Source organism: Streptomyces sp. NPDC093546, assembly GCF_044765045.1.
Lineage (GTDB): Bacteria > Actinomycetota > Actinomycetes > Streptomycetales > Streptomycetaceae > Streptomyces.
Genome location: NZ_JBIWJG010000001.1, coordinates 668,818 through 694,658 on the forward strand (window position 1 = coordinate 668,818; position 25,841 = coordinate 694,658).

At 68.4% G+C, this 25,841-nt stretch carries 22 protein-coding genes; 13 read left to right on the forward strand and 9 right to left on the reverse strand.

Annotated elements, in window-relative coordinates; genetic code table 11:
* The first annotated feature begins 15 nt into the window (after positions 1-15).
* The 4 genes from ACIRNI_RS02935 to ACIRNI_RS02950 all read left to right on the forward strand — a co-directional run bounded on the left by ACIRNI_RS02935 (position 16) and on the right by ACIRNI_RS02950 (position 2,896).
* The gene (locus ACIRNI_RS02935) at positions 16-1,278 is read left to right on the forward strand and encodes a S8 family serine peptidase (RefSeq protein WP_403547718.1); all 1,263 of its coding nucleotides are present in this window, start codon (positions 16-18) and stop codon (positions 1,276-1,278) included.
* Between the two features lie 111 nt (positions 1,279-1,389).
* Entirely contained in the window at positions 1,390-1,752 is a 363-nt protein-coding gene (locus tag ACIRNI_RS02940; protein ID WP_403547720.1) for a WXG100 family type VII secretion target, read from the forward strand.
* Positions 1,753-1,830: 78 nt separating this feature from the next.
* Entirely contained in the window at positions 1,831-2,130 is a 300-nt protein-coding gene (locus tag ACIRNI_RS02945; protein WP_355356058.1) for a WXG100 family type VII secretion target, read from the forward strand.
* Between the two features lie 250 nt (positions 2,131-2,380).
* Complete coding sequence (locus ACIRNI_RS02950) at positions 2,381-2,896, forward strand: hypothetical protein (RefSeq protein WP_403547722.1); 516 nt, start codon at positions 2,381-2,383, stop codon at positions 2,894-2,896.
* A gap of 125 nt (positions 2,897-3,021) precedes the next feature.
* Here the strand turns inward: ACIRNI_RS02950 and ACIRNI_RS02955 are convergent, their stop codons facing one another.
* The 7 genes from ACIRNI_RS02955 to eccCa form a co-directional block, all read right to left on the reverse strand.
* The gene (locus ACIRNI_RS02955; RefSeq protein WP_403547723.1) at positions 3,022-4,029 is read right to left on the reverse strand and encodes a hypothetical protein; all 1,008 of its coding nucleotides are present in this window, start codon (positions 4,027-4,029) and stop codon (positions 3,022-3,024) included.
* Between the two features lie 617 nt (positions 4,030-4,646).
* A complete protein-coding gene (locus ACIRNI_RS02960) occupies positions 4,647-5,153 on the reverse strand; it encodes a hypothetical protein (RefSeq protein ID WP_403547725.1) in 507 nt (168 codons plus the stop codon).
* Between the two features lie 109 nt (positions 5,154-5,262).
* Positions 5,263-5,853: a hypothetical protein gene (locus ACIRNI_RS02965; RefSeq protein WP_403547726.1), complete on the reverse strand. Its 591-nt coding sequence runs from the start codon at positions 5,851-5,853 to the stop codon at positions 5,263-5,265.
* Between the two features lie 79 nt (positions 5,854-5,932).
* Positions 5,933-8,206, reverse strand: a complete 2,274-nt coding sequence (locus ACIRNI_RS02970) for a hypothetical protein (RefSeq protein ID WP_403547728.1) — start codon at positions 8,204-8,206, stop codon at positions 5,933-5,935.
* A gap of 12 nt (positions 8,207-8,218) precedes the next feature.
* Complete coding sequence (locus ACIRNI_RS02975) at positions 8,219-8,713, reverse strand: hypothetical protein (RefSeq protein WP_403547730.1); 495 nt, start codon at positions 8,711-8,713, stop codon at positions 8,219-8,221.
* A gap of 67 nt (positions 8,714-8,780) precedes the next feature.
* Positions 8,781-9,335, reverse strand: coding sequence for a hypothetical protein (locus ACIRNI_RS02980; protein WP_403547732.1), 555 nt, complete (start codon positions 9,333-9,335; stop codon positions 8,781-8,783).
* Positions 9,332-13,297: a type VII secretion protein EccCa gene (gene eccCa / locus ACIRNI_RS02985; RefSeq protein ID WP_403547733.1), complete on the reverse strand. Its 3,966-nt coding sequence runs from the start codon at positions 13,295-13,297 to the stop codon at positions 9,332-9,334. The genes ACIRNI_RS02980 and eccCa overlap by 4 nt, the downstream gene beginning before the upstream one ends.
* A gap of 281 nt (positions 13,298-13,578) precedes the next feature.
* On the opposite strand from eccCa, the gene eccD reads away from it, so the two are divergent.
* The 6 genes from eccD to ACIRNI_RS03015 all read left to right on the forward strand — a co-directional run bounded on the left by eccD (position 13,579) and on the right by ACIRNI_RS03015 (position 20,738).
* Positions 13,579-15,078, forward strand: a complete 1,500-nt coding sequence (gene eccD, locus ACIRNI_RS02990; RefSeq protein WP_403547734.1) for a type VII secretion integral membrane protein EccD — start codon at positions 13,579-13,581, stop codon at positions 15,076-15,078.
* 168 nt (positions 15,079-15,246) lie between these two features.
* On the forward strand, positions 15,247-15,537 hold the full coding sequence (gene rpsO, locus ACIRNI_RS02995) for a 30S ribosomal protein S15 (RefSeq protein ID WP_003958228.1): 291 nt from the start codon (positions 15,247-15,249) through the stop codon (positions 15,535-15,537).
* A 352-nt stretch (positions 15,538-15,889) separates the two neighbouring features.
* Entirely contained in the window at positions 15,890-18,112 is a 2,223-nt protein-coding gene (locus ACIRNI_RS03000) for a polyribonucleotide nucleotidyltransferase (RefSeq protein ID WP_403547803.1), read from the forward strand.
* Entirely contained in the window at positions 18,109-19,488 is a 1,380-nt protein-coding gene (locus ACIRNI_RS03005; RefSeq protein ID WP_403547736.1) for a M16 family metallopeptidase, read from the forward strand. The genes ACIRNI_RS03000 and ACIRNI_RS03005 overlap by 4 nt, the downstream gene beginning before the upstream one ends.
* Positions 19,489-19,527: 39 nt before the next feature.
* Complete coding sequence (gene dapB, locus ACIRNI_RS03010) at positions 19,528-20,283, forward strand: 4-hydroxy-tetrahydrodipicolinate reductase (RefSeq protein ID WP_403547738.1); 756 nt, start codon at positions 19,528-19,530, stop codon at positions 20,281-20,283.
* Positions 20,283-20,738 (forward strand): hypothetical protein, encoded by a 456-nt coding sequence (locus ACIRNI_RS03015; RefSeq protein ID WP_403547739.1) that lies wholly within the window; start codon positions 20,283-20,285, stop codon positions 20,736-20,738. Before dapB ends, ACIRNI_RS03015 begins: the two co-directional genes overlap by 1 nt.
* Here ACIRNI_RS03015 and ACIRNI_RS03020 read toward each other — a convergent pair.
* Positions 20,728-21,276, reverse strand: a complete 549-nt coding sequence (locus ACIRNI_RS03020; protein ID WP_403547741.1) for a hypothetical protein — start codon at positions 21,274-21,276, stop codon at positions 20,728-20,730. The two genes, ACIRNI_RS03015 and ACIRNI_RS03020, sit on opposite strands and share 11 nt — an antisense overlap.
* Before the next feature lie 96 nt (positions 21,277-21,372).
* A complete protein-coding gene (locus ACIRNI_RS03025; RefSeq protein ID WP_403547743.1) occupies positions 21,373-21,612 on the reverse strand; it encodes a hypothetical protein in 240 nt (79 codons plus the stop codon).
* Between the two features lie 170 nt (positions 21,613-21,782).
* On the opposite strand from ACIRNI_RS03025, the gene thyX reads away from it, so the two are divergent.
* From thyX to ACIRNI_RS03040, 3 genes are all read left to right on the forward strand, one after another.
* Positions 21,783-22,523: an FAD-dependent thymidylate synthase gene (gene thyX, locus ACIRNI_RS03030; RefSeq protein WP_356649057.1), complete on the forward strand. Its 741-nt coding sequence runs from the start codon at positions 21,783-21,785 to the stop codon at positions 22,521-22,523.
* Between the two features lie 199 nt (positions 22,524-22,722).
* On the forward strand, positions 22,723-23,622 hold the full coding sequence (gene dapA, locus ACIRNI_RS03035) for a 4-hydroxy-tetrahydrodipicolinate synthase (RefSeq protein WP_403547745.1): 900 nt from the start codon (positions 22,723-22,725) through the stop codon (positions 23,620-23,622).
* Positions 23,623-23,761: 139 nt separating this feature from the next.
* Complete coding sequence (locus ACIRNI_RS03040) at positions 23,762-25,447, forward strand: ribonuclease J (RefSeq protein ID WP_403547747.1); 1,686 nt, start codon at positions 23,762-23,764, stop codon at positions 25,445-25,447.
* Positions 25,448-25,841: the final 394 nt, after the last annotated feature.

The window sequence follows — 25,841 nt, forward strand, 5'->3', positions numbered from 1 at the left end:
GGTTCGGAAGTCAGGATGACGCCAGTGATGAGTCGGGTCCGTAGGCACACCGTGCGGCGTGGCCTGCTCTGTGCCGTGGCTGCGGCTGGAGCTTGGTCGCTGGGGATCGGGGGTACTGCCACAGCGGCAACCATCACCGACCCTCAGTCGAGGCAGTGGTACCTGGATGCGATGCACGCCGATGAGATTTGGAAAACGGCCACCGGCGAAGGCATCAAGGTCGCGGTCATCGACAGCGGTGTCAATCCCTCCACGCCCTCACTCAAGGGCCAGGTTTTGAAGGGCGTGGACTTCACCGGCGTCAAGGGCGAGGCGACCGACGACTTCGATGGACACGGCACGTCGATGGCTGAACTCATCGCAGGTACTGGAAATGGTGGCGGGCTGAAGGGCCTCGCACCAGGAGCCAAGATCATCCCGTATCGCGTATCCGATACCGAACTTCAGAACAGGGAGAAGGTCAACGCCTTCGACATGCGAGAGGCGATCCGTGCGGCGGCGGACAGTGATGCACAGATCATCAACGTCTCGATGGCCAGCGATTACTACAACGCCGACATCAGGGATGCGGTCGAGTACGCCCAGAGCAAGGGCAAGCTGCTCTTCGCCGGTGCCGGTAACGGTGCCAAGAAGGGGAACAAGAAGCAGTATCCGGCTGCTTATCCGGAGGCGATTGCTGTTGCCGGCACCGGTCCCGACGGCATGGTGTCCGACTATTCCCAGCACGGCGACTGGATCGACATTGCCGCTCCCGCCGACGATATTCCCGGCTGGTGTGATACAGCCTTCGATGTCTACTGCGACGGCGACGGCGGAACCAGCTCAGCCACCGCCATCGCCTCAGCGACCGCCGCCCTCATCTGGTCCAAGCACCCCGACTGGACCGGAAACCAGGTGCTGCGCGTCATGTTCGAATCCGCCGCGCGTGGCGAGGACTGGAAGCCCGGCACCGTGAGCACGTATCTCGGGCACGGCGTCGTGCGGCCCAACGCACACCTCAACCGGGGGCTCGGAAAGCCGGGTGACCCCAACATCAGCCCGTTGACCAACGAGCGGGTCGGCGGCAAGCCCGGCTCGTCCGCTTCGTCGGCTCCTTCTGCACCAGGTTCGTCACAGGCCCCGAAGGACAAGGCCGCCGATGACGCGGCCATGGCAAGCTCTTCGAGCAAGAACGCAGACGGCAACGGCCAGTTGGGGCTCATCATCGGCGGAGTCGCCGTCGTGGCCGTCCTCGCGGGAGCGGGCGTCTTCGTGGCCCGTAGGCGGCGTACCGCCTGACGCGGCAGCCGCGTCAGGCCCCCACCGGGGTAACCCACAAGACCATCGCTGCGGACAGCTGAAGCGAAAGTCCGCAGTGCAATGGAAAACCCAAGAAAGGGAGAGCGACACATGGCAGTCCAGAAGGTCGGCGATGCAAGTCTCAAGGACTTCCAGGACGAAATCACCCGGAACTTCGACGACGTCAAGGGGCAGCTGAAGAACCTCCAGGGCGTTATCGACAGCCTCGAAGGCAACTGGAAGGGCATTGGCGCCGGCGCCTTCGACGTCAAGCAGAACGAGATCAACCAGGGCATGGTTCGTATCGCGAAGCTGCTGCTGAACTTCCAGGAAGCGATCCAGGTCACCCGCACGACCGCCGGCAACACCGAGGACGAGGTGGAGCAGGCGCTGCGCGGCGTCGACGTGACCGGCGGTTTCTCCGGCGACGCGGGCGCGGAGCGCCGCGCGACGTCGAACATCGCCAGCTACTAAGCGCACAGGTCGTCATCCCGCGACCGCGACCGCGATCAGCACAGAGAACACACGCCTCAATCGGTATTTGGAGGAACCGTGGCACAGTCCAACGACGGCGTGATGGTCGTCACTTACGCCTCACTCGAGCAGGCGGCATCGACCATCGAGGCCCAGGCTGCCCGCCTGGACGCGTCTCTCGAGGCCATCCAGAACAAGATCAAGAGCATCTCCAACACCTTCGAGGGTGAGGCGAAGACCGCCGCGGACGGTGCCCACGCCAAGTGGGACCAGGAGACGCGCGCGATCCACAACGCCCTCAAGGGCATCGCCAAGGCCGTCCGCGAGGCCGGCCCGGCGTACCAGGCCGGCGACCGCAAGGCCGCCAGCCACTTCTAAGTCTCACGGCCCGGCGAGGGCCTGAGCAGCACGCAGAACGAGTAGCAGGGTGGGCATGCGCGGGAGATGCCCACCCTCACTCTTTTGTGTGCTTCGTGCTTCGTGCTTCGTGCTTCCGCTCGCCTCGAGAGCGATGGGGCGACGGCTGCTTGGTAGAACTGGGCGGGGCCCGCACCGAGCTCACACGGATGACCATCCCGCCCGGCGGCCGATTCCTCCGACCGCCCCGGCCTTCGCTCTGGAGCCCGCTGTGCCTCTGCGGTCAGATATCACCCGCCCGATATCCCTGCTCCTGTCGACCGCGCTCACGGCCGGACTCACCGGCTGCGCACTGCTGGACCTCGCCGAGGACTGCGACGGGACCCACGACCAGGTGCAGGAGATGGCGGCGCTCGACATCCTCGACTCCCGGCCCGCAGGGGCCACCGTCGCCCGGGGCTTCGAGGAGGTGGACGCCGGCTGCTGGGCGGACAGCGGCGACGTCTCGGTGTACGCCGGCCGGACATACGCCTTCCCCGGCACGCAGGCCGACGTGGCCGCGTACTACCGGACGGCGGCGGTACGGGACGGATGGAATCCGCACCCCGAAGCCTCGCCAGACGACCTGTGCTTCGTCAGGGAGAACATGGTCCTGCAGATCGTCTTCCTCGTCGCCGAGCGCCTCGCGGAGGACGGTTACGGAAGCGGGCCTGATGTCACCACCAGGGCCGACTACTCGATCGACATCACCTCGTTCGTGAACAGCGGCGCCGAGGCGGGCTGCTAGGGGCTGCCGGCCGAGCCCGCAGCCCCGGCCCTCGGCCGGTCCGGAGACCAGGCTGACCGGAAGATCCACCTGGCGCACGAGGGGAGCGGCCGGAGCCCCGGCGGTGCCACGCGCATCTGCGCGGCCTAGCGCGGCAGCTTCAGATCCGTGCAGCCGTGTTGCTGAGCGGCCCGCTTGGCGAACGCGATGAGGGCGGCCTTCGCGAACCCCGGGTTGTTGGTCTCCCTCGTTTGCGCCCGGATGCGGAAGATCGCACGGAAGATGTCGTCGGGGCATCGAGCACTAGCCCAGTAGTCCTCCTCGGAGCCGCCGGCAGGCTCCTCCGTCAGGTAGGGGGCCTGGGCATGCCGATTGGCCGCGTACGGGCCGAAGGCGGCCTCGAGGCGATAGACCTCCTCAGCTGTCCGGTAGTTGATCTCGTCCTTGAGAACGCAGATTTCGAGCGGTGCGGCATCACTCGATGGTGCTTCCGCCACGCTGGTGACGTGCTTCTCCAGGGTGAACGGCAGGCCCGAGCAGGTGCCCTGCGCTGCGCTCGGGAGCGTGTCTTGCAGGGGCTTCGGAATGGGCGGCAACGGCCCGCCGGGCGTGGTGTCGCAGTCCCAACGTTCGGCCGCCTTCGCCGCCGTGGCGGTGACGAGCTCAGCGATCTTTCCGGGCCTGTGCGCATAGTCCTGGACCGCAGTGACCACCAGCGTGGTGTCCCTGTTGCGGCAGGGGAGGACAACGGCCGTGTTCGTCAGATCGGTGAAGCCGCGCCAGCCACCACCCAGGGGGATGGGCAGCGCCTTGGCGTCCTCCTCGGGGAGGTAGTGCTCCCAATCGGTGTCTGTGAAGGGGACACGAGCCGGTAGGCGGCTGACCGTGACGTACAGGCCCGCGACCTTGCACCAGTCATAGCCGTGGTCGCCTCTATCAAGGCGGATGTCGTGGGGCAATGCGCGCTCGTGGCCCATCCCGGCGAGGGAGACGGTCTCCTCGTACGGCAGGACGCCGCCGCAGTACGTCTCGAGCTTGCTCTCGTACCGCCACCGCTTGCCGGTGTCACTGAGCTGGTACCAGCCGTATCCCGCGAGGGTGGCTAGCGCGAGGGGTACCCCGATCCAGACAGCCCACCGTCGTAGCGCCTTCATCTGATCACCTCTGCGTCGTTACGCCGTGCGCGGCGGCTACCCCTCGTCGCTGACCTTCGGCGCCTTGGCCGGAAGCTGGGAGGGAAGGTTGCACCCCACCTCTCCACGACGACAGTGAGGTTGTAACTGCCTCTGTATACGTCTCCGGGAAGCTTTGCTGACGAAGAACAGGGAACAAGAATGGCCGCCGCGCCTGCCCCGAGGACCCCCCTGTTTCCAGCTTCGAAGTCGTCGACGTCTTCCGGAGTCCTGTCGTTGAGCACGCGCCTCACCCAGTGGTTCGACGGGGTGGCCTGCGTGAGTTCTGTCCTGGTGTGGAGGAGGAGTCCGCCATCCCCGTACACCTGGCAGTTAACGGTGAAAAACCGTCCGCCAAAGGAGACGGGCTTGCCGTCCCATGACTCATCGAAGTTGTATTCAGATTTGTCGGGGCAGCGTCGCGCCAAGAGCACGGGAGGCGCTGGACAGGTCGCCCAGCGGCTCGCAAAGGTCATGCGCCCGGATTTCTCCGCGTCTTGCGAAGGGCGACAGCCCGAGGGCGTGGACGACGGAGGTCGCTACCAATACGGTCACGAGAGCCACGAAGGCAAGCTTGGTCCTACGAGACACCGGCACCTTCACCCCGAGCACTCCTCGGACTTCGACACTGCCTCCGCGAAGCCGAGGACCAGCTTCTTCATGGCCTCCTCCTTCGCGGCGTCCACGACGTAGACGCTGGCGAACAGCTCGTACGTGCCTTTACGTGAGCTCACCTTGGGGTTGGGGCACGTCACGTGGCTGACCGCGCCCCTGTCCCTCCACGCGTAGCGCCTGTCGTCACTGACGTGCTCATCGAGTGCAAGGTTCCTCTGCGACCTTGCGACCTTGGCCGGTTCCGTTCCCTTCTCGAACCACTCGAAGCTCGCGGACAGCACCTCCCTGCCGTCCACTGAGACGAGGCACCGATCCCATCCGATGGCGCCGGCGGTGCGCATGGAGATCCTTTCCCCGCTGCGGGGGAGAACCGGATCCAGCAGGCTCGGCTCGATGGGCATATCGCATAGGGCGGTGGGTGTGCTGAAGCTCCTCTTCGGCTCGGGCGACGCACACCCGGAGACGGCCCCGGCCGCCAGCACCGCAGCCACTGCTGCAAGGGCGGGTACCCGGGGCCTGTGCGTGCTGAAGCGGTTCAACTTCCCCCCATTGGCCTGTGGGGGCACGCGCCCTCGCTCCCGCCCACAGCCGAGCGCCGTCTCACCAGATGTCACCCCGGCAGGCAGCCGAATCGGCCATCGCGTCCGTGTAGTCAGTGATCAGCGCCAAGATCTGGGATTCGGTGGCCGGCTCACCCTCGATGCGAATCGAGGTGAACAGCTCACCGTCGGTATCCTTGTCGATCTTTCTCGGGTCCACACACTTGACCCGGCCGATCGCTCCGGTGCTGGAGTACATATAACGCTTGTCGGAGGTCTCCTTATCGCCCGGTTCGACGCCGATCGTATTGGTTGCGACGTAATTCAAGGTGGAGCCCTGCTCGTACCACTCGACAGCAGCGGCGAGCGCGGCTTTTCCATCCACGTTTACGTAGCAGCGCCTCGCCCCAGAGCCTCGGGTGGCTCTGAAGGAAACGTTCTCGCCTGCCGGAAGGAGCGGCCTCAACACGTCGGGAGAGACTTTTGTGCCGCACAGCGATGTGGGAATGTCGTACTCCTGCTTCGGTGCAGAGCAGGCACCGAGGGCCAGAGACAATGCCAGCACACTCATGGTGGCGGCGACCGCCCGCCCGTGCGTCCCAAATGGCCCATGCAGTCGATGTGACCTTGGTTTGTCTTCGAAGAGCATCATCGTCTCTCTTGGCGAAGTGGTGCCCGCGGTGGCAGGGCGTACCTGCCGCTGCGGACTCGGCAATAGATCACTCAACGACTCAGGTGGGAATCTCCGTTTCGAGGTCGTCTGCCATTCGGCGAACCGATGTGGACGCGTCATTGAAACCATCCGCGGTGCCGAGACGGGTCCACTCCTCGACCCTGGCCATGTCGGGCGACTTATGCGCCGCCGTAGCCAGGCGTGCGGCCTCAGCACTGAGGAGGATGTTCCTCTCCTTGCTGTCCTCCCACAGCTGCCCCACAGTGGACCCACGGTTCTTCAGGTTCTCTGGTTCGGAATCCTTGAAGACCTGTTCAAGGAGGACGCCGCTCACCGTACCCGCGGCGCCGCCGACTGCGGCGCCCACGACCGGGGATGCGATGAAGGAGGTGCCGATGCCGACACCCGTGCCGATGATGCCGGAGATGGCGCCCTTCCTTTGGTTGACCGCCAGCTCGAAGTCGGCGTCGGCTTCCTTCGCCTCACCCAGCACGGCCTCCTGCCGTCCGATGGCAAGTGTGCCGCCAACCTCGGCCGAGCGCCGGGAAATTTCCCTGAGGGTGTTCTCGGCACCCTGGTCATAACGCTGATTCGCTGGCAGGTCCGGGTTCAGGTGGTAATCCATGAGGTTGGCCATGTAAGCCTTCTGACCCACCTCGATGGCCGCGTAGCCTTCAGTGTTTTGCCCAACGGTCACCAGGAACCGTGTCACATCCGCGTGGTCCAGGTCCGCTACCGCCCCCGCGATGGGGAAAAGTTTGCTGACGCTCTCGTTCTTCTCATCGGCGTCCGCGGTTGCCCTGTTGATGTCCGGCAGGTATTCAGAGGCGATCTGGCCCAAGCTGTCGGACATGAAGCCGTAATCCGTGAGGCGTTTGGGAACTTCGGAGACCGAAGCGAAGATGTCCTCCACCAGCCTGGCCTGCGCGGCGTTGTGGGCCGGAGTGTCGGCGGTGGGCATCTCCCCGGCCCGGTGACCGGTTGCTGCGGCCTCCAAGGCCAGGGCGAGATTGTTGCGGCCCTCGATGCTGTCCTCGCCCTTGCTGTCCACCTCCGGTGGCCAGTGGCGCTCCTCGAAGAGGTACTGGAAGTTGCTGAGTTCCTTCCTGCCCTTGTACTCGTTCTCGTCTCCGGAGTCGTACGTGAATTCGTGGTCGTCGTCCTTCGACAGGAATTTCTGGTTGAAGAAGTCGGCGCCGGCACCCGGGCTGTTGGACAGGGCCTTCAGGAAGCCCACCAGAGGGTCGGAACCAGAATCCGTGCCGGTCCGGTTAAGTTCGGGCGCAGCCGGGAGGTGTTGCCAGGCCGGTTGGCGGCCGTTGTCGCTGCGAGTCTTCTCGACCTGCATCAACTTGGCGCCGTAGTCCTGGAGGAACCCGTCATCGAAGTCGCCCCAGCGCATCAGGTTGCTCATCACCTGGAAGCCGTACACGCCGCTGTTCTTGTTGAGGGGCTGTCCGCCGAGGTCGGCCATGTCGTACTTCCACTTCGACATCTCGGGAGAGTCGGCGTGCGAAGCGGTGGCCAGCGTCAGGCTGAGGTTCTTCTGGAGGTCGTCGTATTGCTCGCGCCGGTCGTGGTAGACGTCATAATTCCGCGACATGTCGGTGATGCCCGCCCAGAAGTCAAGGGTCCCCTTCGGCCCCAGCTGCTCGGCGAAGCGCTCGGCGAACAGCGGGTCCCCGGAGCGCTTCTGCAGGCCCGCGTTGAGCCGGTCGAAGTCGCTGGGGGTCAGGTCCTCGGGCTTCTTCTTGGCCAGCTTGGCGAGCTCCTCCGCCTCCTTGAGGGCGGCGGCCGCGGCGTCGCGGTCCTTGTACTTCGCCTCCGAGAAGCCGTAGTCGGTGAGGTCGACCAGCGCCTGCAGGGTGGTGGCGGCGGAGTTGTCGATCTCGCTCGCCTTGTTGACGATCCCCTGAAGCTCGTCGCGCAGCCCGTCGATGTCCTTCTGCGTCACGTCCTTGGCCTCGGGGTTCGCGTCGACCTTGAAGCTCTTACCGCTGACCGTCACCGTGAGCTGCTTCGTACGCCCTCGCTCGATGGCCTCCTTGAGCAGTCGCTGCTGCGTCTTCAGCTCGTCGCGCGTGTCCCGGAGGATGTTGAGGATGGACGTGGCCTGCGTGTGCGCGTCGGAGAACTCGCCGGCGGTCTTGGCGATGAACTGCCGGGAGACCGCGGCGTTGTAACCGGCCCAGTTCGCCTTGTTGGCCTTGCCGACGAGCCCGCCCTTCGCATCCGCCGCCAGCTGTTGCAGTTTGGTCAGCATGCTCGTCCAGTCGCTGACCGTATCGTCGAGCGGCTTGAAATTCGCGGAGTGCAGATCTTCGAAATCCACCGGCTGGTCCCCCTAGTCCTTCTCGTCCTTCTTCTCGCCGTGCACTGAGTTCTTCTCGCCCGGCGGTGCGTAGGACTCGTCGAAGCCGGCATCGAGCGTGGCGATGCTGCTCACGTGACGTTCGATGTGGATTTCGTCGCCCTGGTGCGCCTTCGTCGTGAAGTCCATGTGGTTCGAGATCAGCGCACAGGCGTCCATGAGGGTGTTCAGCTGCTTGTCCCAGCGGGCGGCCACGTGCTTCAGGGCCCCACCCAGCGCGAAGCCCTCCTTGGTCAAGGCGGTTCCGGCTGCGTCGGTCTCGGCGACCCGGGCCTCTTTCCACATGCGGTTGTAGAGCTTGAAGGCCTCGTCGCCGATCGCGGCAAGGTCCTTCTGGGAGACCTGGAGATCGCCTGTCTCGCGGCCCGCATTGGGCCTGTCCTCGGGCGGCAGGCCGTTCAACCGCATGCCGGTCGACTGCTTCTGGGCAGCCGATTCCTTCAGCTGCTCCCACTCGTTCCACGCCATCGTCCGGGCTCCTTCCCCCGCGCCTGCCGCGCGCCTCATGTGGCATGAACCTATTGAGCTCTTGCGGCTACTTGCAAGGACTGTCCTGGACGTCGGTTTTGATGCTGTACAAGAGGTTGACGCCCACGGCATGCGTCACTTCCGACTGTCCCGGCAAAGGCGTCGCCGTCACCGTCAGACAAATGCCGGCGACCTCGTATTTCTCCACGTCCCCGTCTTTCTTGACGAGTCGTACAGAGGGGTCGTCACCCGGCCCGCGCAACCGAAGGTCGATGAACTCGTCCCACGAGTTCCCCAGTCCTTTGGAGCGGCCCTGGCCCTCATCGGTCGCCAGATTCGCGGCCGCGTACCTCACCCGCTTGAGCGTCTCGGCGTGATCCGGCCCCGAGTCGAAAGCACCCGCGGCCCGCAGCAACACCACCACCTGCCACACGAAAGCGCCCGCGAGCACCACCAGGCCGATCCGCCGCCACCTGAACGCCGCATCCGGCGGCTCGTGCGCTTCCGGGTTGTCGAAGTGGGGGGCCCGGAAGCGCCACCAGAGCCTGCGCGGCAGGTCCACGACCGCCGCGGCCAGGAACAGCACCGCGAACGTCGCGAGGAAGGCGATTAAGCCGCTCACCCCAGCAGCTCCGGCATCAGCCCCGTCTGCACCAGCGGGTTCCCCCGCTGCCGCGAGACGAAGGTGCCCCGGCCCGCCGGCATCGGCCGCATGCGGACGCCGCCCAGGATGTCGCCCTCCTGCGGGTCTCCCGACAGCAGGACGCCCTGGGCGCCCAGCTCCATCATGCGCTGCATGAACGGCTCGTAGGAGGCGCGGCTCGCGCCCGCCGCGCTGCGGGCGATGATGAAGCGCACGCCCACGTCCCGCGCGAACGGCAGGTGTTCCGTCAGCTTGGACAGCGGGTTGCCGCTCGACGTCGACACCAGGTCGTAGTCGTCGACCACGACGTACACCGACGGGCCCCGCCACCAGCTGCGGTCCCGCAGCTGCTGCGCCGTCACGTCGGCCGACGGCGTACGGCGCTGCATCAGGTCGGCCAGGGCGTCCACGTGGTGGTCCATGTTGTTGGACATGGGCACGTACTCCGCCAGGTGCGTGGCGGGGGTGACGTCCAGCAGCGCGCGCCGGTTGTCGACCACGAAGAACTTGCAGGAGTCGCCGTCGTATCGCTCGCTCAGCTGCTTGATCAGCAGCCGCAGCAGGTTCGACTTGCCCGACTCGCTCTCGCCGAACACCAGGAAGAACGGGTCGCGGTCGAAGTTGACGAAGACCGGCTCGAGGTTGTTCTCGTCGATGGCGAAGGCGACGCCCCGCTTCGGCTCCACGAAGCCCGCCGGCAGCTGCTGCACCGGAAGCTCGCGCGGCAGCAGCCGCACCGCGGGCGCGCCCGGCGCCGTCCAGTGCCGTGCGACCTCCTGCGCCATCGCGGCGGCGGCCTCGGACAGCTCGGTGTCGGAGTTGATGCCGTCGATACGCGGCACCGCCGCCATGAAGTGCAGCTTCTCCGGGGTCAGACCACGCCCCGGCACACCCGTGGGCACGTTGACGGCCGCCTTGCGGTCCAGCTCCGAGTCCATGGTGTCGCCGAGCCGCAGCTCCAGGCGGTTCATCAGGTGGTCCTTGAGGTTCGCCCGGACCTCCATCGACCGCGAGGCGGTGAGGATGACGTGGATGCCGTAGCCCAGACCGCGCGCCGCGATGTCGAGCACCGCGTGCTCCAGGCCCTCGTACTCGGTACGGAAGTTGCCCCAGCCGTCGATGACGAGGAAGACGTCACCCCACGGCTGCTCCGTCACGGAGATGTCGCCGCGCGCCCGCAGCCTGCGGTACGTGGCGATCGAGTCGACGCCCGCGCTGCGGAAGTACTCCTCGCGCCGCGCCAGGATCCCGTACACCTCGGCGACGGTGCGCCGCACCTTCTCCGGGTCCAGACGCGAGGCGACCCCGCCCACGTGCGGCAGCCCGGCGATCGACGCCATACCGCCACCACCGAAGTCCAGGCCGTAGAACTGCACCTCGTGCGGCGTGTGCGTCAGCGCGAACGCCGAGATCAGCGTCCGCAGCAACGTCGACTTGCCGGACTGCGGGCCACCGATGATCTGCATGTGGCCCGCCGCACCCGAGAAGTCCCGGTACAGCGTGTCGCGCCGCTGCTCGAACGGCTTGTCGACCACGCCGAGCGGCACGATGAGCCGCCCCGCCCCCTCGTACCCGGGCTGCGTCAGCCCGCGTCCCTGCACACCCGTCAGACCGGGCAGCAGCTCGTCCAGCGGCGGCGGGTTGTCCAGCGGCGGCAGCCACACCTGGTGCGCCTCCGCGCCCCGCCCCTCCAGCCGCCGCACGATCACGTCGAGTACGGAGTCGGCCAGCGCGTCGTCCTCGGGCGTGCGCTGCTCGGGCACCTGCGCCTGCGCGGTCGGCTGGATGTAGTGCACCGGCACCGGCGCGGCCGTGAACAGCGCCGGCCGCCGGTCCACCGGCAGCGGCCCGCCCGGCACGGCGGCGTGCGCGTTCTCGCGGTACACGCCGGAGACGTACGCCGCCTTGAACCGCACCATCTCGTCCGTACCGAACTTCAGGAAGCCGGAGCCGGGCACGTTCGGCAGCTCGTAGGCGTCGGGCACACCGAGAGCCGCGCGGGACTCGGCCGCCGAGAAGGTCCGCAGACCGATCCGGTACGACAGATAGGTCTCCAGGCCGCGCAGCCGGCCCTCCTCCAGGCGCTGCGAGGCGAGGAGCAGGTGCACACCGAGGGACCGGCCGATACGGCCGATCTGCACGAACATCTCGATGAAGTCCGGCTTGGCGGACAGCAGCTCGCTGAACTCGTCGATGACGAGCACGAGGGAGGGGATGGGCTGGAGCGGGGCTCCGGCGGCACGCGCCTTCTCGTAGTCGTGGATGTTGGCGTAGTTGCCCGCGTCGCGCAGCATCTCCTGGCGGCGGTTGAGCTCACCGCGGATGGAGTCGCCCATGCGGTCCACCAGGGTCAGGTCGTCCGCCAGGTTGGTGATGACGGCCGCCACGTGCGGCATCTGCGACATACCCGCGAAGGTGGCGCCGCCCTTGAAGTCGGCGAGGACGAAGTTCAGCGTCTCCGAGGAGTGCGTGACCGCCAGACCGAGCACGAGCGTACGCAGCAGCTCCGACTTTCCGGAACCGGTGGCGCCCACGCACAGACCGTGCGGGCCCATGCCCTCCTGGGCCGCCTCCTTCAGGTCCAGCATGACCGGCGTGCCGTCCTCGCCCACACCGATCGGCACCCGCAGCCGCTCCGACTGCGAGCGCGGCCGCCAGGTGCGGCTGACGTCGACGGACGCCGCGTCGCCGAGGTTCAGCAGGTCGGTGAAGTCCAGGTTGGCCAGCAGCGGTTCGTCGTCGTCCGACCCGGAGCCGACCCGCAGCGGCGCGAGCTGGCGCGCCAGCGTCTCGGCGGCCTCCAGGCTCAGCCGGTCCGGAGCCCCCTCGTACACCATGCCGTGCGCCGACTCCAGGCGCAGCGAGTCGGGGTGCACCACGACCGACAGGCCACCGCGAGCCCCGTGGACCTCGCCGGGTACGACCTCGATGATCGTCACGCCCTGCAGGCCCTCCGCCGTGGCGAGCGCCGACATGGAGGGGATGGACTGGCCGTCGAGGACGACCACGACGTGCGGCTGGTCCAGCAGCGGGTTGCCGCCGAAGCGCGGACGGCCCTCCAGCCGCGCGCCGAGCAGCTCGTCGAGCTCCCGCGCGTCGGTGGTGATCAGCCGCCGCGAGCCCGCACCGTCACCGGGCCCGGAGGCCTGGACGTGCGGGAACCACTTGGCGAACTCCCACTGGCCGGCGCTCTCGCGGCCCACGGCGAGGGCGATGACCAGGTCCTCGGGGGAGTGCAGCGACGCCAGCGAGCCGACCATCGCGCGCGCGGCCGAGCGCGCGGACTCCGCCTCGCCGCTCACCGTCAGGTGGTAGAAGGCGCGCAGCGAGACGGCGATGGGCAGGCCCTCCAGCGTGCTGTGGGCGTTGATGAACTGCTGCATCGCACCGGCCGTGAGCGGTTCCAGCTCGTCCACGGGTGCCGTTTCGGGGGCGATGAGCGGGGTGGCGAGCTGCTGGCTGCCGAGCCCGATGCGGACCTGCGCGAAGTCGTCGTCGGCGACGCGCCGCTCCCAGACGCGGCTGCCCTCGGCGACCAGCGCCCACAGCTGCTCGGGGGAGGGGTGCAGATAGAACTGGGCGTCGCGCTGCAGGCGCGCGGTCCGCAGCACCGTACGCCGGGTCTGCGTCAGGTACTTGAGGTAGTCACGGCGCAGGTCGGCGAGCTGCCCCTGAGTACCGCGCCGGTAGCGCACCATCATCGCGATGGCCATGGCCACCGTCGACGCGATCATCACCATGCCCATGATCCGCATGACCGGATTCGGGGTCATGAAGAAGAAGACGACCGAACCACCCATGCCGAGCGTCGGCAGCAACTGCATGAGCACGCCCTCCTGCTGCCCTCTGGGCAGCTCGGGAGGGGGTTGCAGTTGCACCTGCTCGCCGGGTACTTCGGACGGCAGGGCCCGTGGTGGGCGCTTGACGATGATTTGACTCACAGCTCACCAATTCCCTTGGCGGACGGAAACGTTCCTATCGGCGCCCCCGTGGCGACGGGTTCCATCCGCGGGGAGGGATCCTACTTGTGAGGGGGGTTACGGGTGGGCGGTAGGGTGGCGAGAAATGGTGGCGCACCCGTGAACCTCCGCAAACAAATGGGTCATTCGGAGCGCCACGGCAGGACTTCGACGACTTGGACGACGCTCGGCGCCCGAGGTCGTCTCCGACGCCTCGACGACGATCGACGCACGACATCCACGAGGGGAAGCAGCAGGTGAGTATGACGGCCACAGCCGCGGCCACCGGAACGGGTCACCCGGCTCCCGCGACACCGTCCGGCGGCGGAACGGGATTCTGCCGCGTCACGGTCGTCGCGCCCGACGGCCGCGTCGACGTGGCACTGCCCGAGGACATCCCGGTCGCCGACCTCTACCCCGAGGTCCTCAGGCTGTCCGGCCAGAGCCCCGCACCCGGCGCGCCCGTCGGCTACCACCTGGTGCGCCGCGACGGCACGGTGCTCGACAGCGCGCGCTCGCTGGCCGCGCAGCGCATCCTCGACGGGGAGCTGCTGTCGCTGCGGCCCTTCGCCGAGTCGCTGCCCCCGGCGGTCTTCGACGACGTCGCCGACGCGGTCGCCTCCGCCGTCGCCCGTGACCGCACCCTGTGGTCCGACGCCCTGATGCGCGGCGCCGGCCTCTTCGGCGGCTCGGTGCTGCTGGTCCTGGTCGCCTTCGTGCTGTGGACGGCCGACCCGCGGCACGACATGCACGGCCTGCCGGGCATCCTCGCCGGCATCACCGGCGTCCTGCTGCTCGCGCTCGCCGGCGTACGCGCCCGGGTCTACGACGACCGGGCCTCCGCCATCGCGCTGGGCGTCGGCGCCATGGCGAACGCCGCGGTCGGCGGAGCGGGCCTGCTACCGCTCACGGGCGGGCAGGGCATCGGCAAGCTGCAGTTCCTGCTGGCCTGCGCCGCCGTCCTGGTCGTCGCCGTCATCCTGACGATCGTGGCCCCGGGCGGCGACGGCCCCTTCGTCGCGTTCGTCTTCGCCTCGGCCGTCGGCCTGCTGGTGACCTTCGTCGCCATCACCACCAAGATCACGCCCGCCGAGACGGCCGCCGTGTGCGCCCCGCTCGCCGTGGGCGCGCTCGCCTTCCTGCCGGGCCTGTCCACCCGCTTCGCCCGTCTCCCCATCGGCTTCGAGCCGCCCCGCACCTCCGTCGGCGGTTACGGGGCCGAGCCCGAGAGCCAGGGCCCCGTCGACTCCGAGCGCATCGCCGCCCAGGCCCGGCGCGGCCACGAGCTGCTGGTCGGGCTCGTCGGCGGCTGCGCGCTGCTGGCCGTCGGCGCCTCGGCGGTCCTCGGCTTCTCCGACAACGTGTGGGGGCAGCTGCTCGCCCTCGCCACGGGCGTCGCGATGCTGATGCGCGCCCACCTCTTCCGGTACACCGCCCAGGTCGGCTGTGCGCTCGCCGCCGGCCTCGGCTCCCTGGTGCTGCTGGGCCTGGGGCTGTGCCTCAACCCGCCGGCGACCCTGATCCGCGACGCCCTGCGGGGCGACGGCACCGCGCTGGACATCCGTACGATCTGGCTCACCGCGGCGGTCGCCGCCGTGGCCGCGCTGATCGTCTCGATCGGGCTGATCGTGCCGCGCAAGGGCGTCACCCCCTTCTGGGGCCGGTTCCTGGAGATCGCGGAGTCCTTCGTGCTCCTCACCCTCGTACCGCTGTGCCTGGCGGTCTTCGACGTCTACCACTCCATCCGCGCGCTGACGTCCTGACTGGGCCTGGTACGCTGTGTAACGGCCGTTTGTGTACGCGCACCCGGAGAGCTCGCTCTCTCTGGAGTGCAGCGCCCATCGTGCCTTCGCCTCCGAGTCACGGAAGCTCCCCTGAGACCAAGACCAGGGGCACTCGCGGGCGCATCGAACACCAATGAGGAGTACCGAGTGTCTCTCGACGCCGCTACGAAGAAGCAGATCATGGCCGAGTTCGGCACCAAGGAGGGCGACACCGGCTCCCCCGAGGTCCAGGTGGCCATGCTCTCCCGCCGCATCTCGGACCTGACCGAGCACCTCAAGACCCACAAGCACGACCACCACTCCCGCCGGGGTCTGCTGATCCTGGTCGGCCAGCGCCGCCGCCTGCTGCAGTACCTGGCCAAGAAGGACATCCAGCGCTTCCGTGCGCTGGTCGACCGCCTCGGCATCCGCCGCGGTGCGGCCGGCGGCGCCAAGTAAGTCGCCGTGAAGGGAGCGGTTCCCACGCTGAGGGGGCCGCTCCCTTTGCTGTTGCTGTAAGCGCCGTACCGCCCCCAAGGGGTGTACGCGCTGTGATCGGAATGCCAACCTGAGCCAAAGCTCAGTAACCTGGTCGCACAACGCAATAACGAAAACGCCATAAGAGCCGCAGAGGCTGGCTGGGAGAGGCGCCCCTCGCCGTCGCCGGTCCTCGGTAGTGGCCCCCGGGAGGGACATCCCGGGTGCTTCGATCGAAGACCGGCCCGCACACAAGGCGCGCTTCTCCGCCCCGTCCCCCGCCACACGGGCGTCCAGGGGACGCAAAGACGACAAGTAAATGGAGAAATCGCTAGTGGAGAACGAGACCCACTACGCCGAGGCCGTCATCGACAACGGCACCTTCGGCACCCGCACCATCCGCTTCGAGACGGGCCGCCTGGCCAAGCAGGCCGCCGGCTCCGCCGTGGCCTACCTGGACGACGACACCATGGTGCTGTCGGCCACCACGGCCTCCAAGAAGCCCAAGGACCAGCTCGACTTCTTCCCCCTGACGGTCGACGTCGAGGAGCGGATGTACGCGGCCGGCAAGATCCCCGGCTCCTTCTTCCGCCGTGAGGGCCGCCCCTCCGAGGACGCCATCCTCACCTGCCGCCTGATCGACCGGCCGCTGCGCCCCTCCTTCAAGAAGGGCCTGCGCAACGAGATCCAGATCGTCGAGACGATCATGGCGCTCAACCCCGACCACCTGTACGACGTGGTCGCGATCAACGCCGCCTCCTGCTCCACGCAGCTGGCCGGCCTGCCCTTCTCCGGCCCGATCGGCGCCACCCGTGTCGCCCTGATCAAGGGCCAGTGGGTCGCGTTCCCGACGCACACCGAGCTCGAGGACGCCGTCTTCGACATGGTCGTCGCGGGCCGCGTCCTGGAGGACGGCGACGTCGCGATCATGATGGTCGAGGCCGAGGCCACCGAGAAGACCATCGAGCTCGTCAAGGGCGGTGCCGAGGCCCCCACCGAGGAGGTCGTCGCCGCCGGTCTCGAGGCCGCGAAGCCGTTCATCAAGGTCCTCTGCAAGGCCCAGGCCGACCTGGCCGCCAAGGCCGCCAAGCCGGTCGGCGAGTTCCCGGTCTTCCTCGAGTACCAGGACGACGTCCTGGAGGCGCTCACCGCCGCCGTCAAGCCGGAGCTGTCGCAGGCGCTGACCATCGCCGGCAAGCAGGAGCGCGAGGCCGAGCTGGACCGCGTCAAGGAGGTCGCCGCCGAGAAGCTGCTCCCGCAGTTCGAGGGCCGCGAGAAGGAGATCTCCGCGGCGTACCGCGCGCTGACCAAGAAGCTGGTCCGCGAGCGCGTCATCAAGGACAAGGTCCGCATCGACGGCCGTGGCCTGACCGACATCCGTACGCTCGCGGCCGAGGTCGAGGCCATCCCGCGCGTGCACGGCTCCGCGCTGTTCGAGCGTGGCGAGACCCAGATCCTGGGCGTCACCACCCTCAACATGCTCCGCATGGAGCAGCAGCTGGACACCCTCTCCCCGGTGACCCGCAAGCGCTACATGCACAACTACAACTTCCCGCCGTACTCCGTCGGCGAGACCGGCCGCGTCGGCTCCCCGAAGCGCCGCGAGATCGGCCACGGCGCGCTCGCCGAGCGCGCGATCGTGCCGGTCCTGCCGTCGCGCGAGGAGTTCCCGTACGCGATCCGCCAGGTGTCCGAGGCCCTCGGCTCCAACGGCTCGACGTCCATGGGCTCGGTCTGCGCCTCCACCATGTCGCTGCTGAACGCCGGTGTGCCGCTGAAGGCGCCCGTCGCCGGTATCGCCATGGGTCTGATCTCCCAGGAGATCGACGGCGAGACGCACTACGTCGCCCTCACCGACATCCTCGGTGCGGAGGACGCCTTCGGCGACATGGACTTCAAGGTCGCCGGTACGAAGGAGTTCGTCACCGCCCTCCAGCTCGACACCAAGCTGGACGGCATCCCGGCCTCCGTCCTGGCCGCGGCCCTCAAGCAGGCCCGCGACGCCCGCCTCCACATCCTCGACGTGATGATGGAAGCGATCGACCGCCCGGACGAGATGTCCCCCAACGCCCCGCGGATCATCACCGTCAAGATCCCCGTGGACAAGATCGGCGAGGTCATCGGCCCCAAGGGCAAGATGATCAACCAGATCCAGGAGGACACCGGCGCCGAGATCACGATCGAGGACGACGGCACCATCTACATCGGTGCTCAGGTCGGTTCGCAGGCCGAGGCCGCCCGCGCCACGATCAACGGCATCGCCAACCCGACCATGCCGGAGGTCGGCGAGCGCTACCTGGGTACGGTCGTCAAGACCACCACCTTCGGTGCGTTCGTGTCCCTCATGCCGGGCAAGGACGGCCTGCTGCACATCTCGCAGATCCGCAAGCTCGCCGGTGGCAAGCGCGTGGAGAACGTCGAGGACGTGCTCGCGGTCGGCGCCAAGGTCCAGGTCGAGATCGCCGAGATCGACCAGCGCGGCAAGCTCTCCCTCGTCCCCGTGATGGCGGACGAGGACGCTTCCGCCGACGACGCGAAGGACGACACCGACCAGTGACGTCCCGTAGTCCGAAGACGACGGCCCGCACCTCCTCGGAGGCGCGGGCCGTCGCCCGTACCCAAACGCTTCTCCCGGGCAAGGACGGCATCGGCACGGTCCGCCGCACCACCCTCCCGGGCGGCCTGCGCATCGTCACCGAGACCCTGCCCTCCGTACGCTCCGCCACCTTCGGCATCTGGGCGCACGTCGGCTCCCGTGACGAGACGCCCGCCCTCAACGGCGCCACGCACTACTTGGAGCACCTCCTCTTCAAGGGCACCCGCAAGCGGTCCGCCCTCGACATCTCCTCCGCCATCGACGCGGTCGGCGGCGAGATGAACGCCTTCACGGCGAAGGAGTACACGTGCTACTACGCGCGCGTCCTCGACACCGACCTGCCGCTCGCCATCGACGTGGTGTGCGACATGCTCACCGGCTCGCTGATCCTCCAGGACGACGTCGACGCCGAGCGCGGCGTGATCCTCGAAGAGATCGCGATGACCGAGGACGACCCGGGTGACGTCGTCCACGACCTGTTCGCCAAGACGATGTTCGGCGAGACCCCGCTGGGCCGCCCCGTCCTCGGCACCGTCGACACCATCGAGGCGCTCTCCGCGGACCGCATCCGCCGCTTCTACAAGAAGCACTACGACCCGACCCACCTGGTCGTCGCCGCCGCCGGCAACGTCGACCACGCCACGGTCGTACGCCAGGTCCGCCGCGCCTTCGAGAAGGCCGGCGCCCTCACCCGCACCGACGCCGTCCCCGTCGCCCCGCGCGGCGGCCGGCGCGCCATCCGCACCGCGGGCCGCGTCGACGTGGTGGGCCGCCGCACCGAGCAGGCCCACGTCGTCCTCGGCATGCCGGGCATCGCCCGCATCGACGACCGCCGCTGGGCCCTGGGCGTGCTGAACACCGCCCTCGGCGGCGGCATGTCCTCGCGCCTCTTCCAGGAGGTCCGCGAGAAGCGCGGCCTGGCCTACAGCGTCTACTCGTACACCTCGGCCTTCGCCGACTGCGGCCTGTTCGGCGTGTACGCGGGCTGCCGCCCTAGCCAGGTCCACGACGTCCTGCGGATCTGCCGGGACGAGCTCGACCGGGTCGCCCGCGAGGGCCTCACGGACGACGAGATCGAGCGGGCCATCGGCCAGCTGAAGGGCTCCACCGTCCTCGGCCTGGAGGACACCGGCGCCCTGATGAACCGCATCGGCAAGAGCGAGCTGTGCTGGGGCGACCAGATGTCGGTCGACGACATGCTCGCCCAGATGGCCGCCGTCACCCCCGACGACGTACGGGACGTGGCCGCCGAGCTCCTCGGACAGCGCCCGTCGCTGTCCGTGATCGGCCCCCTGAAGGACAAGCAGGCCGACCGCCTCCACGACGTGGTCGCGTAACCGCACATCCGCCATGGAACCGAAGGAAGAAGTACGAGCATGAGCAGCAAGCTGCGCGTCGCGGTCATCGGCGCCAAGGGCCGCATCGGCTCCGAGGCCGTACGCGCCGTCGAGGCCGCCGAGGACATGGAGCTGGTCGCGGCCCTCGGCCGGGGCGACAAGCTGGAGACCCTCGCCGAGACCGGCACCCAGGTCGCGGTGGAGCTCACCACCCCCGACTCGGTCATGGACAACCTCGACTTCTGCGTACGCCACGGCATCCACGCCGTCGTCGGCACCACCGGCTGGACCGAGGAGCGCCTCGCCCGGCTGTCCGGCTGGCTGGAGGAGTCCCCCGACACGGGCGTCCTCATCGCCCCCAACTTCTCCATCGGCGCGGTCCTCACCATGAAGTTCGCGCAGATCGCGGCGCCGTACTTCGAGTCCGTCGAGGTCGTCGAGCTCCACCACCCCAACAAGGTCGACGCCCCCAGCGGCACCGCCACCCGCACCGCCCAGCTGATCGCCGCCGCCCGCGCCCAGGCCGGCTGCGCCCCGCAGCCCGACGCGACGGCGACGGCCCTGGACGGCGCGCGCGGCGCGGACGTCGACGGCGTCCCCGTCCACGCGGTACGCCTGCGGGGCCTGCTGGCCCACCAGGAAGTGCTGCTCGGTGGCGAGGGCGAGACGCTGACGATCCGGCACGACTCGCTGCACCACAGCAGCTTCATGCCCGGCATCCTGCTCGGCGCCCGCCGCGTGGTCACCACCCCCGGCCTCACCTTCGGCCTGGAAAACTTCCTGGACCTGGGCTGATGCGCGCCAAGCTCACGTACTTCCTCACGGCAGCCGTCCTGGTCGTCTACTTCGTCCTGGTCGGCAGCCGTGGCGTGATGCTGATCCAGCAGGGCACCGCGCTCACCGTCACCTTCGGCTGCGCGGTGCTCGTCCTGCCGGTCATCGGCGTCTGGTTCCTCTGGAAGAACACCCGGTTCGTCACCCAGGCCAACCGCCTCGCCGCCGAACTCGAAGCCGAGGGCGGCCTCCCGGCCGACGACCTGAAGCGCACCCCGAGCGGCCGCGTCGACCGCGAGGCCGCCGACGCCGTCTTCGCGCTGCGCCGCGCCGAGACCGAGGACACCCCGGACGACTGGCGCTGCTGGTTCCGCCTCGCGGTCGCCTACCACGACGCCCGCGACACCCCGCGCGCCCGCAAGGCGATGCAGCACGCGATCGCCCTCCACGAGGGCAGGCGCCCGGTCAGGAACTGACGGCGTACTCCGCGCTCCACGCCCCCAGGCGCTCCGCGGCCCGGTCGAACGCCTCGACCCGCGCCAGGAAGTCCGCGTTGTGGTCGGTGAGCAGCGGCAGCTGCTCACCACCCTGGCGTACGAGCACGAGGGCCTGCCCCTGCACGGTGCGCGGCAGCCCGAGCCACCGCACGGGCTGCTGCACCGTCCGTACGGCGGAGACCCGCGCCCACGGCACGGTCTCCGTCCGGAAGAACCCCACCCGGCGTACGCCCTCGCGGCTCACCCAGGCACCCATGCGCAGCAGCCGCAGCGCGGCGCCGATCACCAGCGCGGCCACCCCGAGACAGACCGCCGCCCCGGGCAGCGCCCCCGCGAAGGCGATGATCATCGTCGCCAGCAGGACGAACGAGGCGAGCAGCAGCGCCAGCGCCGCGGCCCCCACACGCCAGGGCCCCGGCCGGTACGGACGGCGCCACTGGTCGTGGTCCTCGTAGGGAAGCGCGACGTCCTCGCTGGTGTCGAAAGCACGGTCGGCCGTCAGGAAGGGCAGGGGCACGACGGATCCTCACTCATACGCACGCTCGATGGGGCTGTGCCCGGTGAGGCTACCCAGCACCTTCCGGACCGGCCAGCGCAGGGTGGCCCTAGGGGTTCAACGGCCCTGGGAGGCCTCGGACTGCTGCGTGTGACCGGCCGCGGGGCCGCTCTCCAGCGCAGGCATCCCGAAGAGGAGCGACCCCACGAGCCCGGCCGCGACGGTCAGCCCGATCAGCGTACGACCGGCGACCTCGGACAGGCTGGGACGCTCGCGGGGCGGAGGGGTGACGTTACTGCGGAAGCGCTGGGCCTCCGCGACGAAGGCGAACGGGACTGCCTCACGCCGGCCGAACATGTGTGAGAACCCTCCTTGAAACTCGTGATGGACACTGCTACTGGGACAGACGCATGAAGCAGCGGTTTGGTGCCCCTTTCGGTGCCCGAATTCCAGGGATTCATGTGCTGTCAGTGCCGCGACGTAGAGTGGGCGCCGCCCGAGCGACGCGATTGGAAGGACCCCCGCCGGTGAGCGACACCCCCGCCGAAGACCTCAAGCCCACGTTCCGCAGCGATGTGACCGTCGAGCTGGTCAAGCACAGCGCCGCCGACTCCGACGTCCTGTGGGCGGCCCGCGTCTCCACGGCCGGCGAGCAGTCCCTCGACGAACTGCAGAAGGACCCGGAGCGCTCCAAGGGGCTCATCAACTACCTGATGCGGGACCGCCACGGCAGCCCCTTCGAGCACAACTCGATGACCTTCTTCATCAGCGCCCCGATCTTCGTCTTCCGCGAGTTCATGCGCCACCGCGTCGGCTGGTCGTACAACGAGGAGTCCGGCCGGTACAGGGAGCTCCAGCCGGTCTTCTACGTCCCCGACACCTCGCGCAAGCTGGTCCAGCAGGGCCGCCCGGGCAAGTACGTCTTCGTCGAGGGCACCGAGGAGCAGCAGGCGCTCGTGGAGCGCACGATGGAGGCCTCCTACGTCCAGGCGTACGAGGCGTACCAGGAGATGCTCGCGGCGGGCGTCGCCCGCGAGGTAGCCCGCTCGGTCCTGCCGGTCGGCCTCTTCTCTTCCATGTACGCCACCTGCAACGCCCGCTCGCTGATGCACTTCCTCGGCCTGCGCACCCAGCACGAGCTGGCCAAGGTGCCGTCCTTCCCGCAGCGGGAGATCGAGATGGTCGGCGAGCGGATGGAGGAGCACTGGGCGCGCCTGATGCCGCTCACGTACGCCGCCTTCAACGCCAACGGCCGTGTCGCCCCGTAATCACGGCCCGGAGCCCGCAGCCGGGAGCCCGCACCGAGGCCGCCCGAAGTGTCCGTATTGCGGCGTTCCGAGAAGTTCATCTAGGCTGATCAAACGGACCCGGCACTGCTTGAACCCCCGAGCAGGCAGTGCCGGGCTCCACCTCCCCAGCGTCCCCCGAGGGGACCCCACGCGCTGAGCAACGAGTAGCGTGTTACCCATGGCTCCGATCTCGACTCCGCAGACCCCCTTCGGGCGGGTCCTCACCGCTATGGTCACGCCCTTCACGGCGGACGGCGCTCTCGACCTCGAAGGCGCACAGCGGCTCGCCACCCACCTGGTGGACGCAGGCAACGACGGCCTGGTCATCAGCGGCACCACCGGTGAGTCCCCGACCACCAGCGACGCGGAGAAAGAGCAGCTCGTACGGGCCGTCCTGGAAGCCGTCGGAGACCGTGCCCACGTCGTCGCCGGCATCGGCACCAACGACACCCACCACTCCATCGAGCTCGCCCGTGCCGCCGAGCGCGCCGGCGCACACGGCCTGCTCGCCGTCACCCCGTACTACAACAAGCCCCCGCAAGAGGGCCTCTTCCGCCACTTCACCGCCATCGCGGACGCCACCGGCCTGCCGGTGATGCTCTACGACATCCCCGGCCGCAGCGGCGTCCCGATCGACACCGAGACGATCGTCCGCCTCGCCGACCACCCGCGCATCGTCGCCAACAAGGACGCCAAGGGCGACCTCGGCCGCGCCAGCTGGGCCATCGCCCGCTCCGGCCTCGCCTGGTACTCCGGCGACGACATGCTCAACCTCCCGCTGCTCTCCGTCGGCGCCTGCGGCTTCGTCTCCGTCGTCAGCCACGTCGTCACCCCCGAGCTGCGCACCCTGCTCGACGCGTACCTCACCGGTGACGTCCAGAAGGCGACCGAGGTCCACCAGCGGCTGCTCCCGGTCTTCACCGGCATGTTCCGCACGCAGGGCGTGATCACCACCAAGGCCGCCCTCACCCTCCAGGGCCTCCCCGCCGGGCCGCTGCGCCTCCCGCTCGTGGAGCTCAGCCCGGAGGAAACCGCCCAGCTCAAGATCGATCTCGCTGCCGGCGGGGTACAGCTGTAGCACCAGACTTCATAACCGAATAGCCCAACAACAGCCCAACAACTGAACACAAGATCCACAACAGACAACAGCAAGTGCACGAATGTCACGCGCGCCACGTGCCCAAGCGGTACGTGGCGTGCGTGGTGAGGAGAGTCTTTTGAGTCATCCGCATCCTGAACTGGGCGCGCCCCCGAAGCTGCCCAAGGGCGGCCTGCGCGTCACCCCGCTCGGCGGTCTCGGTGAGATCGGCCGGAACATGACCGTGTTCGAGTACGACGGCCGGCTGCTGATCGTCGACTGCGGTGTCCTGTTCCCGGAGGAGGAGCAGCCCGGCATCGACCTGATCCTCCCGGACTTCACCACCATCCGGGACCGCCTCGACGACATCGAGGGCATCGTCCTCACGCACGGCCACGAGGACCACATCGGCGGTGTCCCCTTCCTGCTCCGGCTGAAGCCGGACATCCCGCTGATCGGCTCCAAGCTGACCCTCGCCCTGATCGAGGCCAAGCTCCAGGAGCACCGCATCCGCCCGTACACCCTCGAAGTCGTCGAGGGTGACCGCGAGCGGCTGGGCCCCTTCGACTGCGAGTTCATCGCGGTCAACCACTCCATCCCGGACGCCCTCGCCGTCGCCATCCGCACGCCCGCGGGCATGGTCGTGCACACCGGCGACTTCAAGATGGACCAGCTCCCGCTGGACAACCGCCTCACGGACCTGCACGCCTTCGCCCGGCTCAGTGAGGAGGGCATCGACCTCCTGCTGTCGGACTCCACGAACGCCGAGGTCCCGGGCTTCACGGCACACGAGCGCGACATCTCCAACGTGATGCGCTCGGTCTTCGCGGGCGCCCAGAAGCGGATCATCGTGGCGAGCTTCGCCAGCCACGTCCACCGCATCCAGCAGATCCTCGACGCGGCCCACGAGTACGGCCGCCGGGTCGCCTTCGTCGGACGCTCGATGGTCCGCAACATGGGCATCGCCCGTGACCTGGGCTACCTCCGCGTCCCGCCGGGCCTGGTCGTCGACGTCAGGACGCTCGACGATCTCCCCGACCACGAGGTCGTGCTGGTCTGTACGGGTTCCCAGGGCGAGCCGATGGCGGCCCTCTCCCGCATGGCCAACCGGGACCACCAGATCCGGATCGTCCCGGGCGACACGGTGATCCTGGCGTCCTCCCTGATCCCGGGCAACGAGAACGCCGTCTACCGCGTGATCAACGGCCTCACCCGCTGGGGCGCCAACGTCATCCACAAGGGCAACGCCAAGGTCCACGTCTCGGGCCACGCCTCGGCCGGCGAGCTGCTGTACTTCTACAACATCTGCAAGCCGCGCAACCTGATGCCGGTCCACGGCGAATGGCGCCACCTGCGCGCCAACGCCGAGCTCGGCGCGCTGACGGGTGTCCCCAAGGACCACATCGTCATCGCGGAGGACGGCGTCGTGGTCGACCTGGTCGAAGGCCGCGCCCGGATCGTCGGCAAGGTCCAGGCGGGTTACGTGTACGTCGACGGCCTCTCGGTCGGCGACGTTACCGAGACCTCCCTGAAGGACCGCCGCATCCTGGGCGAGGAGGGCATCATCTCGGTCTTCGTCGTCGTGGACTCCACGACCGGCAAGATCACCGGTGGCCCGCACATCCACGCCCGCGGCTCCGGCATCGAGGACAACGCGTTCGACGCGGTGATCCCGAAGATCGCGGAGGCCCTGGCCCGGTCGGCCGCCGACGGCGTCGCCGAGCCCCACCAGCTCCAGCAGCTGATCCGCCGCAGCGTCGGCAAGTGGGTCTCGGACACCTACCGCCGCCGACCGATGATCCTCCCTGTGGTCGTCGAGGTCTGACGGCCCGTCGGGCCCGACCTGGAGCGGGGCACCTCGATTTGCATCGGGGCGCCCCGCTCCAGTACGTTTACGGCTCCGCCTGAACGGGAACCCGGCACATCTGTGTGCCGTGAGGGTCCCCGGAGGACCGGAAATACCGACTCAGAAACTCTGATAAAGTCGGTCCAGCCGAAAGGCAAAGGCCCTCCAACGGCCACCGGAAACTGAATCCGAACCGGAAACGGAACGGAAAAAGAATCTGGTAAGGTTGGAAACATCGAAGGGAAGCGCCCGGAGGAAAGCCCGAGAGGGTGAGTACAAAGGAAGCGTCCGTTCCTTGAGAACTCAACAGCGTGCCAAAAATCAACGCCAGATTAGTTGATACCCCGTCCATCTTCGGATGGCGAGGTTCCTT

What these genes read in the sequence shown, in the direction of transcription:
- ACIRNI_RS02935 (WP_403547718.1), top strand. Translation starts at nt 16, where the DNA reads ATGACGCCAGTGATGAGTCGGGTCCGTAGGCACACCGTGCGGCGTGGC.
- ACIRNI_RS02940 (WP_403547720.1), top strand. Translation starts at nt 1,390, where the DNA reads ATGGCAGTCCAGAAGGTCGGCGATGCAAGTCTCAAGGACTTCCAGGAC.
- ACIRNI_RS02955 (WP_403547723.1), bottom strand. Translation starts at nt 4,029, where the DNA reads ATGAAGGCGCTACGACGGTGGGCTGTCTGGATCGGGGTACCCCTCGCG.
- ACIRNI_RS02965 (WP_403547726.1), bottom strand. Translation starts at nt 5,853, where the DNA reads ATGATGCTCTTCGAAGACAAACCAAGGTCACATCGACTGCATGGGCCA.
- ACIRNI_RS02975 (WP_403547730.1), bottom strand. Translation starts at nt 8,713, where the DNA reads ATGGCGTGGAACGAGTGGGAGCAGCTGAAGGAATCGGCTGCCCAGAAG.
- eccD (WP_403547734.1), top strand. Translation starts at nt 13,579, where the DNA reads ATGACGGCCACAGCCGCGGCCACCGGAACGGGTCACCCGGCTCCCGCG.
- dapB (WP_403547738.1), top strand. Translation starts at nt 19,528, where the DNA reads ATGAGCAGCAAGCTGCGCGTCGCGGTCATCGGCGCCAAGGGCCGCATC.
- ACIRNI_RS03015 (WP_403547739.1), top strand. Translation starts at nt 20,283, where the DNA reads ATGCGCGCCAAGCTCACGTACTTCCTCACGGCAGCCGTCCTGGTCGTC.
- ACIRNI_RS03025 (WP_403547743.1), bottom strand. Translation starts at nt 21,612, where the DNA reads ATGTTCGGCCGGCGTGAGGCAGTCCCGTTCGCCTTCGTCGCGGAGGCC.
- dapA (WP_403547745.1), top strand. Translation starts at nt 22,723, where the DNA reads ATGGCTCCGATCTCGACTCCGCAGACCCCCTTCGGGCGGGTCCTCACC.